The 14495-nt window shown below is 67.6% G+C and carries 8 protein-coding genes; all 8 read right to left on the bottom strand.

The annotated features are described in order from the left end of the window. Positions 1–84 precede the first annotated feature (84 nt). The 8 genes from tuf to ACLQ3B_RS16555 all read right to left on the bottom strand — a co-directional run bounded on the left by tuf (position 85) and on the right by ACLQ3B_RS16555 (position 13908). Positions 85–1278, bottom strand: a complete 1194-nt coding sequence (tuf, locus tag ACLQ3B_RS16590) for an elongation factor Tu (protein WP_030489585.1) — start codon at positions 1276–1278, stop codon at positions 85–87. A 212-nt stretch (positions 1279–1490) separates the two neighbouring features. Next, positions 1491–3587, bottom strand: a complete 2097-nt coding sequence (gene fusA, locus ACLQ3B_RS16585; RefSeq protein ID WP_308193421.1) for an elongation factor G — start codon at positions 3585–3587, stop codon at positions 1491–1493. Positions 3588–3661: 74 nt separating this feature from the next. Then, the gene (gene rpsG, locus ACLQ3B_RS16580) at positions 3662–4132 is read right to left on the bottom strand and encodes a 30S ribosomal protein S7 (RefSeq protein ID WP_007465317.1); all 471 of its coding nucleotides are present in this window, start codon (positions 4130–4132) and stop codon (positions 3662–3664) included. A gap of 1 nt (position 4133) precedes the next feature. Next, entirely contained in the window at positions 4134–4508 is a 375-nt protein-coding gene (gene rpsL / locus ACLQ3B_RS16575) for a 30S ribosomal protein S12 (RefSeq protein ID WP_007465318.1), read from the bottom strand. Positions 4509–5012: 504 nt separating this feature from the next. Then, positions 5013–5393, bottom strand: coding sequence for a hypothetical protein (locus ACLQ3B_RS16570; RefSeq protein ID WP_425781608.1), 381 nt, complete (start codon positions 5391–5393; stop codon positions 5013–5015). A 652-nt stretch (positions 5394–6045) separates the two neighbouring features. Beyond that, positions 6046–6414, bottom strand: a complete 369-nt coding sequence (locus tag ACLQ3B_RS16565) for a hypothetical protein (RefSeq protein ID WP_425781606.1) — start codon at positions 6412–6414, stop codon at positions 6046–6048. Positions 6415–6508: 94 nt separating this feature from the next. Next, the gene (locus ACLQ3B_RS16560; protein ID WP_425781604.1) at positions 6509–10396 is read right to left on the bottom strand and encodes a DNA-directed RNA polymerase subunit beta'; all 3888 of its coding nucleotides are present in this window, start codon (positions 10394–10396) and stop codon (positions 6509–6511) included. A gap of 80 nt (positions 10397–10476) precedes the next feature. Next, entirely contained in the window at positions 10477–13908 is a 3432-nt protein-coding gene (locus ACLQ3B_RS16555; RefSeq protein ID WP_425781603.1) for a DNA-directed RNA polymerase subunit beta, read from the bottom strand. Positions 13909–14495 lie beyond the last annotated feature (587 nt).

Below are 14495 nucleotides of genomic sequence, written 5' to 3'. Positions count from 1 at the left end.
CCGAACACAGGCGACGAACTGTCTTTACGCAACCTGACTAGTATGCCGCACGACCGGCGGCGGGTCTAATCGGGGTTACCTAGCTCACTTGTTGATCTTGGTGACGAACCCGGCGCCGACGGTACGGCCACCCTCGCGGATCGCGAACTTGAGGTTCTCCTCCATGGCGATGGGCTGGATCAGCTTCACCGACATGGACGTGTTGTCACCCGGCATGACCATCTCGGTGCCCTCGGGGAGGGTGACGACACCGGTGACGTCCGTGGTCCGGAAGTAGAACTGCGGGCGGTAGTTCTGGAAGAACGGGGTGTGGCGGCCGCCCTCCTCCTTGGAGAGGATGTAGACCGTCGCCTCGAACTCCGTGTGCGGGGTGTTCGAGCCCGGCTTCACGACGACCATGCCGCGCTCGACCTCGTCGCGCTTGGTGCCACGCAGCAGCAGGCCGACGTTCTCGCCTGCGCGGGCGTCGTCCAGGGTCTTCCGGAACATCTCGATCGCGGTGACCTTGGTCTTGAAGCTCTTCTCCTTGATGCCGACGAGCTCAACATCCTCGTTCGGCAGGAGAACGCCGCGCTCCACGCGACCGGTGACGACGGTGCCACGACCAGTGATCGTGAAGACGTCCTCAACCGGCATCAGGAACGGCTTGTCAACCTCGCGCTCCGGCTGCGGGATCGAGGTGTCGACAGCGGTCATCAGGTCCAGCAGCTTGCCGGTCCACTCGGGGTCACCCTCGAGGGCCTTCAGCGCCGAAACCCGAACGACCGGCAGGTCGTCACCCGGGTACTCCTGCGAGGAGAGCAGCTCACGAACCTCGAGCTCGACGAGCTCCAGGAGCTCCTCGTCATCGACCATGTCGCTCTTGTTGAGCGCCACGACGATGTACGGCACACCGACCTGACGGGCCAGCAGCACGTGCTCGCGGGTCTGCGGCATCGGGCCGTCGGTCGCCGCGACCACCAGGATCGCGCCGTCCATCTGCGCGGCACCGGTGATCATGTTCTTGATGTAGTCGGCGTGCCCAGGGCAGTCGACGTGCGCGTAGTGCCGCGACTCGGTCTGGTACTCGACGTGCGCGATCGAGATCGTGATGCCGCGGGCCTTCTCCTCCGGCGCCTTGTCGATCTCGTCGAACGGCGTGTAAGGGTTCAGGTCCGGGTACTGGTCGTGCAGGACCTTGGTGATGGCCGCCGTCAGCGTCGTCTTACCGTGGTCGATGTGACCAATGGTGCCGATGTTGACGTGCGGCTTAGTCCGCTCGAACTTAGCCTTCGCCACTGGTGTCCTCCTGTGGACTTCTTGGTTCGTACGCCCGGCGCGCCGGTCGGCGCTTAGGACTCTGTCGACAGCCTTTCCGGCCTGACGGCCGGAGAGCCTTTGTGGGTTCTGCGGCGATGAAGCCTACAGGCCCGGTCTCACGCGATCCGATCGTGGTGGCCGCGGGCGGGTGGAACCTCCCGCGACCAACCACGAATCACCTGCTCAGGGCGCTACTCGCCCGTTGCCTTTGCGATGATCTCCTTCGCGACGCTCTGCGGAACCTCGGCGTAGGAGTCGAACTGCATGCTGTAGCTAGCCCGGCCCTGGGTCTTCGACCGCAGGTCGCCGACGTAGCCGAACATCTCCGACAACGGCACCAGGGCCCGGACGATGCGGGCGCCGCTGCGCTCCTCCATCGCCTGGATGATGCCGCGCCGGGAGTTGAGGTCACCGATGACGTCACCCATGTTCTCCTCAGGAGTGGTGACTTCAACGGCCATCATCGGCTCGAGCAGTGCCGGATCGGCCTTGCGGGCCGCGTCCTTCATCACCATCGAGCCGGCGATCTTGAATGCCATTTCCGACGAGTCGACCTCGTGGTACTGGCCGTCCAGCAGGGTCAGCTTCACGCCGACCAGCGGGAAGCCCGCCAGGATGCCGTACTGCAGCGCGTCCTGCGCACCGGCGTCCACCGAGGGGATGAACTCCCGGGGGATGCGGCCGCCGCTGACGGCGTTGGCGAACTCGTAAGTCGGCGAGTCGTTGTCCAGCGGAAGCGGCTCGACGCTCACGATGACGCGGGCGTACTGGCCGGAACCACCGGTCTGCTTCTTGTGGGTGTACTCGACCTTGTCCACCTTGCGGCGGATGGTCTCGCGGTACGCCACCTGCGGCTTGCCGACGTTCGCCTCGACGTTGAACTCGCGGCGCATCCGGTCGACCAGGATGTCCAGGTGCAGCTCACCCATGCCGGAGATGACCGTCTGACCGGTCTCCTCGTCCAGTTGGACGCGGAAGGTCGGGTCCTCCTCGGCCAGGCGCTGGATGGCCGTGCCCAGCTTCTCCTGGTCGGACTTGGTCTTCGGCTCGATCGCCACCGAGATGACCGGCTCCGGGAACGTCATCGACTCCAGGATGACCGGGTTTGCCGGGTCGGAGAGAGTGTCGCCGGTGGTGGTCTGCTTGAGACCCTGCACGGCGATGATGTCGCCGGCCTGCGCCGACGGACGCTCTTCCCGCTTGTTGGCGTGCATCTGGTAGATCTTGCCGATCCGCTCCTTGCGGTCCTTGGTGGAGTTGACCACCTGGGAGCCGGAATCGAGCGTGCCGGAGTAGACCCGCACGTAGGTGAGCTTGCCCAGGTGCTTGTCCGTCTGGATCTTGAAGGCCAGGCCGGAGAAGGGCTCCGAGTTGGACGGCTTACGCAGCAGCGGGGTCTCGCCGTCGGTGGCCGTACCCTCGATCGCCGGAACGTCCAGCGGCGACGGCAGGAAGTCGACCACGGCGTCGAGCATGGGCTGGACGCCCTTGTTCTTGAACGCCGAGCCGCAGAGCACCGGGTTGGCCTTGCCGGCGATGGTGGCACGCCGGATGGCGGCCTTGATCTCCTCGACGGAGATCTCGTCGCCTTCCAGGTACTTCTCCATCACCGCGTCGTCGACGTCGGCAAGGGTCTCCATCAGCTTCTCGCGCCACTCGGCTGCGGAGTCGGCCAGCTCGGCCGGGATCTCCTCAACCGCGTAGTCCTCACCCTTCTGGGTCTCCCCGCGCCAGGTGAGCGCGCGCATGCCGATCAGGTCGACGACACCGATGTGGTCACCCTCGAGCCCGATCGGGATCTGGAGCACCAGCGGGGTGGCGTTCAACCGGTCGATCATCATCTGCACGCAGCGGAAGAAGTCGGCGCCGGTCCGGTCGAGCTTGTTGACGAAGCACATACGCGGGACGTTGTACTTGTCGGCCTGCCGCCAGACGTTCTCCGTCTGCGGTTCCACGCCGGCGACACCGTCGTAGACCGCGACCGCACCATCCAGGACCCGCAGCGACCGCTCGACCTCGACCGTGAAGTCGACGTGGCCAGGCGTGTCGATGATCTGGATCGTGTGGTCTTTCCACTCACACTTGGTAGCAGCGGAGGTGATGGTGATACCACGCTCCTGCTCCTGCTCCATCCAGTCCATGACGGCAGCGCCCTCGTGGACCTCACCGATCTTGTACGTGATGCCGGTGTAGAACAGGATTCGCTCGGTGGTCGTGGTCTTACCGGCATCGATGTGCGCCATGATGCCGATGTTGCGTACCTTGGCGAGCGCGTCTGCGGCGGCCACTTCAATCCCTACTTATCGTCGTCTCGACTCAACTGGTGGCGGTTCCGGCGCCCGGAGGCGCCGGAACCAGGGTGTTACCAGCGGTAGTGCGCGAAGGCCTTGTTCGACTCGGCCATCTTGTGCGTGTCCTCGCGCCGCTTGACGGCGGCACCGAGGCCGTTGCTCGCGTCCAGCAGCTCGTTCATCAGCCGCTCGACCATGGTCTTCTCGCGCCGGGCGCGGGAGTACGTGACCAGCCAGCGCAGGCCCAGGGTGGTCGCCCGGGTCGGGCGGACCTCGACCGGAACCTGGTAGGTGGCGCCACCGACACGACGGCTGCGCACCTCGAGGGTCGGCTTGACGTTGTCCATCGCCCGCTTGAGGGTGACGACCGGGTCGGTGCCGGACTTCTCGCGGCAGCCCTCGAGGGCCGCGTACACGATGGACTCGGCGAGCTGACGCTTGCCGCGGAGCAGGATCTTGTTCACCAGCTGGGTGACCAGCGGCGAGTTGTACACCGGGTCAGCGACCAGTGGCCGCCGCGGAGCGGGTCCCTTACGCGGCATGTCAGCTCTTCTCCTTCTTCGCGCCGTAACGGCTGCGCGCCTGCTTGCGGTTGCGGACACCCTGGGTGTCCAGCGAGCCGCGAACGATCTTGTAACGCACGCCGGGGAGGTCCTTCACCCGGCCACCGCGAACGAGCACGATCGAGTGCTCCTGCAGGTTGTGACCGACGCCGGGGATGTAGGCGGTCACCTCGATCTGGCTGCTGAGCTTCACGCGAGCGACCTTGCGCAGCGCCGAGTTCGGCTTCTTCGGGGTGGTGGTGTACACGCGGGTGCACACGCCGCGCCGCTGAGGGGAACCCTTCAGCGCCGGGGTCTTGGTCTTGGTCGTCTTCGCCTGGCGGCCCTTTCGGACCAGCTGCTGGATCGTGGGCACCGGGTTTCTCCGCTCCCTTCGGCCGCATCGCGGCCGCGCCGTCTGCTCGTTAGCCGGCCTGATGACCGGCTCTCCTACATTCCGACCAGGGTCACCTTGCGGAGACCCCGGCACCCGCGGTCGGGCGTGTCGCCCTCGTCACGGCCCCGTTGCGACGCTTTCGCGTGCGTATCGGGTTTGTCACCGGCGCGCGGGTCGCCCCGCCCCGGATCATTGGCTTGTCGTGCCGCCGCCCGTAGGCCGGAAACAGCGCACGCACGAGTTGCCCGGGCATGCCCGGGCACAAGGGGAAAGAGTACCTACCACAACCGCCCAGGTCAAAACGGAATGGCCCGGCGACTTCTCACACCCGCCGGCCGGATCTCGTCCTGCCCCGTCGCCCGCGATGGGCACCTACGAATACAAGTGTACCGGCTTCCCCGCAGAAGCACCCATCGCCCCCGGGCGGACCGGAAGCCTTCCGCGGGACCCCCCGTCAGGTGCCGGATCTGCCGGTGATCAGCCTCACGTCAGGGTGAGAAGCAGCGCCAGACCCAGGCCCAGCACGCTGAGCAGCGCCCCCGTCGCGCCGCAGCTGATCCCGGCCGTCGCGAGCCCCCGGCCGGTGAACTGGACCCCGGAGGGCGCGGCCGGCCGGCGGATCTGCCGCCGGCCGAGCAGCCCGATGACGACCGCCGCCCCGCCGGCCAGCACACCCAGCACGGCGAACGCTCCGGAGGCCCAGGCCCCGCCGTCGTTCTTGAAGGCCACTCCGAAGCAGATGACCAGCAGCGAGACCAGGACCGAGGCGATCCCCGCCACCAACGCCCCGATGGCGAGCCCGGAGGTGACCGGTGCCACGTCCAGGTGGACGACACCGAACGGCGTACCCGAAACCGCCTCCACCCGCTTCGGCGGCCGACGCTTGTCGTCGGTGGGCGGCGCTACCGAAGACCCCGGCGCGCCACCCCACCCGGCAGGGTGCCCCGGCGGCGGACCCCACCCGGGCGGACCTGCAGGACCGGACGACGGCGGACCCCACCCCGGCGGCGGTCCGGGATTGGACCCCGGCGGACCCCAGCCGTACGGCACACCCGGCCCGGACGACGGCGGGCCCCAGCCGTACGGCACTCCCGGTCCACCTGCCGGCGGGCCCCAGCCCGGTGGCATGCCAGGCCCGGACGACGGCGGGCCCCAGCCGGGCGGCATGCCGGGCCCGGACGACGGCGGGCCCCAGCCCTGCGGGGTCGAGGTCGGCGCGCTGGAGACCGGGTACGGCTGGTCGGAACCGGGCGCCGTGGTCGGACCCCAGCCGGGGTCCGGCGCGCCCGGGGAGGACGCCGGCGGGTGTGGCTCGCCGCTCGGACCCGGTCGCGCCCGGTCACTCGGCTCGGACGGAGGCACCGGCGGGTCCGGCGGGCCGGCCGGTTCGTCCGCAGGGGGCCGCGCCGGTTCCGTCACGAGGTCCTCCTGTCGAAAGGCCGCCGCCACACGGCGGACACCGGCCAGGCTACCGCCGCGAGCGCCGCCACCCGCGCCGGGCGCGGCCACTGACGGCTCAGTCCATGTTCGCCGGGTAGTCGTGACCGAACGGGGCGCCGGCCAACCGGACCACCCCGACGACCACTGCGGCCACCACGCTGACCGCGACCAGCACCAGGCCGGTCCAGGCCATCCACTCCCCCCGTCGCAGCCAGACGCTGCCGGTCAGGAAACCCCCCGAGGCGTACGCCTCACGGCGTGCCTGCCGGGCCAGTTGCAGGGCCACCGTCGCCGGCACCACACCACCGATGAACAGGCCGGTCAGCATGCCGAGCAGGCCCAGCGCGAAGACCGCCCGTGCCTTCGTGGCGCGGGCCGGGTCCGGGTCCAGCGGGTGGCGCAGGCCCTGCTGGGCGACGGTCACCTGCCCGGGTGCTGTCGTCATCCCCCCATCATGCCGAACCCGACCCGGGGGTGGGTGGGCACGGACACGACGAGGCCCCCGGCTTTCACCGGGGGCCTCGTCGTGTGACTGGTGCTTAGCGGTACGACCCGAAGTCGAAGTCGTCCAGCGGCACGGCCTGCCCGCTGGCCGGCCCGAAGCCGTAGTCGGTCTCCGGGTAACCGGTCATCGAGTAGACCTTGGCCTTGGCCTCCTCGGTCGGCTCGACCCGGACGTTGCGGTACTTGCTGATGCCGGTACCAGCCGGGATGAGCTTTCCGATGATCACGTTCTCCTTGAGGCCGACCAGCGAGTCGCTGCGCGAGTTGATCGCAGCGTCGGTCAGCACCCGGGTGGTCTCCTGGAAGGAGGCCGCCGAGAGCCAGGAGTCGGTGGCCAGCGAGGCCTTGGTGATACCCATCAGCACCGGACGACCAGCGGCGGGCTCGCCGCCCTCCGAGACGAGCCGGCGGTTCTCCGACTCGAACAGCGCCCGGTCGACGAGCACACCCGGCAGGAACTCGGTCGAGCCGGAGTCGATGACCGTCACCCGCTTGAGCATCTGGCGGATGATGATCTCGATGTGCTTGTCGTGGATGAGCACACCCTGCGAGCGGTAGACCTCCTGGACCTCACTGGTCAGGTGGACCTGGACCGCCCGCGGACCCATGATCCGCAGCAACTCGTGCGGGTCGATGGTGCCCTCGGTCAGCTTCTCGCCGACCGCGACGTGACCGCCGTCGTGGGTACGGAGCTTGACCCGCTTCGAGATCTTGTCGTAGACGATCTCTTCGCTGCCGTCGTCCGGCACCACGATGATCTTGCGCGAGCGCTCGCCGTCCTCGATCCGGATCCGACCCGGGGTGTCGGCGATGGGCGCCTTACCCTTCGGGACCCGAGCCTCGAAGATTTCCTGAACACGCGGCAGACCCTGGGTGATGTCCTCACCCGCGACACCACCGGTGTGGAAGGTACGCATCGTCAGCTGCGTACCGGGCTCACCGATGGACTGGGCGGCGATGATGCCGACCGCCTCACCGATGTCGACCGACTTACCGGTCGGCAGCGACCGGCCGTAGCAGGCCGCGCAGACGCCCAGCTTCGACTCGCAGGTGAGCACGCTGCGCACCCGGACGGTCTCCACACCAGCGGCGACGATCTTGTCGACCCCGATGGAGTTGATGTCCTGACCGCGCTCGGCGACCACGGTGCCGTCCGGCCCCTTGATGTCGTCGGCGAGGGTACGGGCGTGCACGCTGGTCTCGGCGTGGGTGTGGACGACGAGCTTGCCGTCCAGCTTCTCGCCGATCTGCATCGGGATCGCCCGGTCGGTGCCGCAGTCCTCTTCGCGGATGATGACGTCCTGGGAGACGTCCACCAGACGACGGGTCAGGTAACCCGAGTCGGCGGTCCGCAGCGCGGTGTCGGCGAGACCCTTACGGGCACCGTGCGTGGAGATGAAGTACTCCAGCACGGACAGACCCTCCCGGTAGCTGGCCTTGATCGGCCGCGGGATGATCTCACCCTTGGGGTTGGCCACCAGACCACGGATCGCCGCGATCTGCCGGAGCTGGAGCAGGTTACCGCGAGCACCCGAGTTGATCATCTTCCACAGTGGGTTCTCCTGCGGCAGCGCGGTGTCCATCTCCTTGGCGACCTCGTTGGTCGCCTTGGTCCAGATCTCGATGAGCTCGCCGCGACGCTCCTCGGCGGTCATCAGACCACGCTGGTACTGCTTGTCGATCTGGTCGGCGTCCTTCTCGTACTTCGCCAGGATCTCCGCCTTGCGCGGCGGAGCGATGACGTCCTCCATGCCGATCGTCACGCCGGACCAGGTGGCCCAGTGGAAACCGGCCTCCTTGAGCCCGTCCAGGGTGGCGGCCAGCGCCACCTTGGGGAAGCGCTCGGCGAGGTCGTTGACGATCGCGGAGAGCTGACCCTTGCGGATCTCGTAGTTCACGAAGCGGTAGCCCTGCGGCAGCGTCTCGTTGAACAGCACCCGACCCAGTGTGGTCTCCACGGTCAGCGGGTCACCCTCGACCCAGCCCTCCGGGGCGGTCCACGCCTCGGAGCCGTTGCCGTTGTCGACACCGACGACGTCACGCAGGCGGATCTTCACCGGCGCCTGCAGGTGCAGCTCGCCGTTGTCGAAGGCCATCCGCGCCTCGGCGTCCGAGCTGAACGCCCGGCCCTCGCCCTTCTCACCGGCGGTGAGGTGGGTGAGGTGGTACAGACCAATGACCATGTCCTGGGTAGGCATGGTGACCGGCTTACCGTCGGCCGGCTTGAGGATGTTGTTCGACGACAGCATCAGGATCCGTGCCTCGGCCTGAGCCTCGGCGGACAGCGGCACGTGCACCGCCATCTGGTCACCGTCGAAGTCGGCGTTGAACGCGGTGCAGACCAGCGGGTGGATCTGGATCGCCTTGCCCTCGACCAGCTGCGGCTCGAAGGCCTGGATGCCCAGGCGGTGCAGGGTCGGTGCACGGTTGAGCAGCACCGGGTGCTCGCCGATGACCTCTTCCAGCACGTCCCACACGACCGGGCGCTGACGCTCGACCATCCGCTTGGCGGACTTGATGTTCTGCGCGTGGTTGAGGTCGACCAGCCGCTTCATCACGAACGGCTTGAACAGCTCCAGCGCCATCTGCTTGGGCAGACCGCACTGGTGCAGCTTGAGCTTCGGGCCGACCACGATGACCGAACGGCCGGAGTAGTCGACGCGCTTGCCCAGCAGGTTCTGGCGGAACCGGCCCTGCTTGCCCTTGAGCATGTCGGACAGCGACTTGAGCGGGCGGTTACCCGGGCCGGTGACCGGCCGGCCGCGACGGCCGTTGTCGAACAGCGCGTCGACGGCCTCCTGGAGCATCCGCTTCTCGTTGTTGACGATGATCTCGGGCGCGCCGAGGTCGATCAGCCGCTTGAGGCGGTTGTTCCGGTTGATCACGCGGCGGTACAGGTCGTTCAGGTCGGAGGTCGCGAAGCGGCCACCGTCGAGCTGCACCATCGGGCGCAGATCCGGCGGGATGACCGGGACGCAGTCCAGCACCATGCCGAGCGGCGAGTTGCGGGTGTTCAGGAACGCCGCGACGACCTTGAGCCGCTTGAGCGCCCGGATCTTCCGCTGGCCCTTGCCGGACCGGATGGTCTCGCGCAGGCTCTCGGCCTCGGCGTCGAGGTCCATGTTCTGGACCAGCGCCTTGATCGCCTCGGCGCCCATGGAACCGGTGAAGTACTCACCGAACCGGTCGCGCAGCTCGCGGTAGAGCAGCTCGTCGGTGACCAGCTGCTTCGGCTCCAGCTTGCGGAAGGTGTCCAGCACCTCGTCCAGGCGGTCGATCTCGCGCTGGGCCCGGTCGCGGATCTGGCGCATCTCGCGCTCTCCGCCCTCCTTGACCTTGCGCCGGACGTCCGCCTTGGCACCCTCGGCCTCCAGCTCGGCCAGGTCGGCCTCGAGCTTGGCGGCCCGCTTCTCGATCTCCGAGTCGCGGCTGTTCTCGGACTGCCGCTTCTCGGCCAGGATCTCGTTCTCGATCGTCGAGAGGTCACGGTGACGCGACTCCGCGTCCACGCTCGTCACGACGTACGAGGCGAAGTAGATGATCTTTTCGAGGTCCTTGGGGGCGAGGTCCAGCAGGTAGCCCAGCCGGCTCGGAACGCCCTTGAAGTACCAGATGTGGGTCACCGGAGCGGCGAGCTCGATGTGCCCCATCCGCTCACGGCGGACCTTGGAGCGAGTCACCTCGACGCCGCAGCGCTCACAGATGATGCCCTTGAACCGCACGCGCTTGTACTTACCGCAGTAGCACTCCCAGTCCCGCTGCGGACCGAAGATCTTCTCGCAGAAGAGCCCGTCCTTTTCCGGCTTCAGGGTGCGGTAGTTGATCGTCTCAGGCTTCTTGACCTCGCCGTGCGACCACTGACGGATGTCGTCGGCGGTGGCGAGACCAATGCGCAGCTCGTCGAAGAAGTTGACGTCGAGCACTATGTCCCCTATGTCGTCGTCTGTACTGCTAATTCTCGGGTGGGGTCGGGGGCCGGCGAGCCGGCCCCCGACCGCTCACCTCAGACCTCTTCGACCGAGCTCGGCTCGCGCCGGGACAGGTCGATGCCCAGCTCCTCTGCGGCCCGGAACACCTCGTCGTCGGTCTCGCGCATTTCCAGGGCCACACCGTCGCTGGAGAGCACCTCAACGTTGAGGCACAGCGACTGCAGCTCCTTGAGCAGCACCTTGAACGACTCCGGGATGCCCGGCTCCGGGATGTTCTCGCCCTTGACGATGGCCTCGTAGACCTTCACGCGGCCGAGCACGTCGTCGGACTTGATCGTGAGCAGCTCCTGCAGGGCGTAGGCAGCGCCGTACGCCTGCATCGCCCAGCACTCCATCTCACCGAAACGCTGACCACCGAACTGCGCCTTACCACCCAGCGGCTGCTGCGTGATCATCGAGTACGGGCCGGTCGAACGAGCGTGGATCTTGTCGTCGACCAGGTGGTTGAGCTTCAGGATGTAGACGTAGCCGACCGCGATCGGGTCCGGCAGTGGCTCACCGGAACGACCGTCGAACAGCTGCGCCTTGCCGGTACGCCCGATCAGCTGCTTGCCGTCCCGGTTGGGCAGGGTCGACTCGAGCAGACCGGAGATCTCCTCCTCGCGGGCACCGTCGAAGACCGGGGTGGCCACGTTGGTGTCGCCCACGGACTCGTGCGCGTCGATCGAGCGCAGCTGACGCTTCCAGTCGGCGTCGTCACCCTCGACCTTCCAACCGGTCTTGGCGACCCAACCGAGGTGGGTCTCCAGAACCTGGCCGATGTTCATCCGGCTCGGCACACCGAGCGGGTTGAGCACGATGTCGACAGGGGTGCCGTCCTCAAGGAACGGCATGTCCTCGATCGGCAGGATCTTGGAGATGACGCCCTTGTTGCCGTGCCGGCCGGCGAGCTTGTCGCCGTCCTGGATCTTGCGCTTCTGGGCGACGTAGACCCGGACCAGCTCGTTGACACCCGGCGGCAACTCGTCGCCGTCCTCGCGGGAGAACGTGCGCACACCGATGACCGTGCCGGTCTCGCCGTGCGGCACCTTCAGCGAGGTGTCCCGAACCTCACGCGCCTTCTCACCGAAGATCGCGCGGAGCAGCCGCTCCTCCGGGGTCAGCTCGGTCTCGCCCTTGGGCGTGACCTTGCCGACCAGGATGTCACCGGGGACGACCTCGGCGCCGATCCGGATGATGCCGCGCTCGTCGAGGTCAGCGAGCATTTCCTCGCTGACGTTCGGGATGTCGCGGGTGATCTCCTCCGGACCGAGCTTGGTGTCCCGGGCGTCGACCTCGTGCTCCTCGATGTGGATCGAGGTGAGCACGTCCTGCTGCACGAGGCGCTGCGACAGGATGATCGCGTCCTCGTAGTTGTGGCCCTCCCAGCACATGAACGCCACCAGCAGGTTGCGTCCGAGTGCCATCTCGCCCTCGTCGGTGCACGGACCGTCGGCGATGACCTGACCGGCCTCGACGCGGTCGCCCTCGAAGACCACCGGCTTCTGGTTGACGCAGGAGCCGGCGTTGGAGCGGCGGAACTTGTGCAGCAGGTACGTCCGGCGGTGGCCGTCATCCTGGTGGATGGTGACGTAGTCGGCGCAGAGATCCTCGATCACACCGCCGACCTCGGCGACCACCACGTCGCCAGCGTCGACCGCGGCCCGGTACTCCATGCCCGTACCCACGAGCGGCGCCTCGGCCTTGACCAGCGGCACCGCCTGGCGCTGCATGTTCGCGCCCATCAGTGCCCGGTTGGCGTCGTCGTGCTCGAGGAACGGGATCATGGCGGTCGCGACCGAGGTCATCTGCCGGGGCGAGACGTCCATGTAGTCGACGGCACCGGGGACGACGTCCTCGGTCTCGCCGCCCTTACGACGGCAGAGCACCCGCTCCTCGGCGAACGTGCCGTCAGCCTTCAGGCGCGCGTTGGCCTGAGCCTTGACGAACCGGTCCTCCTCGTCCGCGGTCAGGTAGTCGATCTGGTCGGTGACCCGACCCTCGACGACCTTCCGGTACGGCGTCTCGATGAAGCCGAACGGGTTGACCCGGGCGAAGGTGGACAGCGCGCCGATCAGGCCGATGTTCGGGCCTTCCGGCGTCTCGATCGGGCACATCCGGCCGTAGTGGGACGGGTGCACATCGCGGACCTCGAAGCCGGCCCGCTCCCGGGACAGACCACCCGGGCCGAGCGCGCTCAGCCGACGCCGGTGGGTCAGGCCCGCCAGCGGGTTGGTCTGGTCCATGAACTGGGACAGCTGGGACGTCCCGAAGAACTCCTTGATCGCCGCCACCACCGGGCGGATGTTGATCAGGGTCTGCGGGGTGATCGCCTCGACGTCCTGCGTGGTCATCCGCTCGCGGACGACACGCTCCATCCGGGACAGGCCGACCCGAACCTGGTTCTGGATCAGCTCGCCCACGGTACGGAGACGCCGGTTGCCGAAGTGGTCGATGTCGTCGGCCTCGTAGCCGTCCTCACCGGCGTGCAGCCGGCACAGGTACTCCACGGTGGCGACGATGTCGTCCTCGGTCAGCGTGCCGGTGGTGATCGGCACGCCGACTTCGAGCTTCTTGTTGAACTTGTAGCGCCCGACCTTGGCGACGTCGTACCTCTTCGGGTTGAAGAAGAGGTTGTCGAGCAGGGTCTGGGCGTTCTCGCGCGTCGGCGGCTCGCCAGGGCGCAGCTTGCGGTAGATGTCGAGCAGTGCCTCGTCGGCGCCGGCGATGTGGTCCTTCTCGAGCGTGGTCATCATCAGCTCGGACCAGCCGAACTTCTCACGGATCCGCTCGGCCGACCATCCGATGGCCTTGAGCAGGACCGTGACGGCCTGCCGACGCTTGCGGTCGATACGTACGCCGACCGTGTCGCGCTTATCGATGTCGAACTCCAGCCAGGCACCCCGACTCGGGATGACCTTGACGCTGGAGAGGTCGCGGTCGGAGGTCTTGTCCGGCTGCTTGTCGAAGTACACGCCCGGAGACCGGACGAGCTGGCTGACCACGACGCGCTCGGTGCCGTTGATGACGAAGGTGCCCTTGGGCGTCATCATCGGGAAGTCACCCATGAACACCGTCTGGCTCTTGATCTCGCCAGTGGTGTTGTTGGTGAACTCCGCGGTCACGAAGAGCGGAGCGCAGTAGGTCAGGTCCTTCTCCTTGCACTCCTCGATCGAGGCCTTGACCTCGTCGAAGCGCGGCGCCGAGAAGGAAAGCGACATGGTGCCGGAGAAGTCCTCAATGGGACTGATCTCTTCAAGGATCTCCGCGAGACCCGAGCGTGCGTGCGGGTCGTCCGCCGACCGGCCCTGCCAAGCCTCGTTGCCGACGAGCCAGTCGAAGGACTCGTTCTGGATGGCAAGGAGGTTGGGGACCTCGAGGTGTTCGGTGATCCTGCCGAATGAAACTCGGCGGGGAGCGAATGCGCTCGACGTACGACTGGTCTTCGCAGGGCGGGAAGCTGCCAAGATGCGTCCTTCCGAGGACCGGTGCTGCAGAACGGCTGGTACGCGTGCACTCCAATGACCCCACCAGAAATATCCGTAAACGGACATTTCCGAGCAGGGGTCAAGTCGGAAGGCAGCGCAAACTAGCAGTGTAGCCGAGAGGCTAACCGCTGTCCAGCCCACCCCGCAGGTTGTTTGCGGAGCGTGCCTCGGCCCCCGTCAACCGGGGTCTGCCGGGCCGCTCTGAACGCAACTCCCCACTGGGCCGCTCGGGTTACCGCGGCCGATGGTGCCGCCGCTGTCATACCCACGTCGTGGCCGTCGCAAGCGCGGTGTCTTGCTGGTGTCAGCGTGCCTGGCAGCCCCGGGCCGCGTCAAGGGCCGGTATTCCCCTTGCCCCGTGTTTCCCTCGGGAGAGCGACCCGCCGCCCTCGTTCCGGTCGACGGCGCGGCTGGTCGGAGCCCAGCTCAGGGCCGATCGGAGCCAGCTCCACCAATACGGCGGGGGGGGGTGAGAGTAGGGTAAACCCCCCCCCCCCACCCCGGGGCCGTGGGCCCCCCCCCCGCCCGCCGCCCCCGGGGGCCCCCCCACAACCCCCCCCCACCCC

This window comes from Micromonospora sp. DT53 (assembly GCF_049841535.1).
GTDB lineage: Bacteria > Actinomycetota > Actinomycetes > Mycobacteriales > Micromonosporaceae > Micromonospora.
The sequence above is the reverse complement of the archived record's forward strand: the minus strand, read 5'-3'. Positions and strand labels throughout refer to the sequence as shown.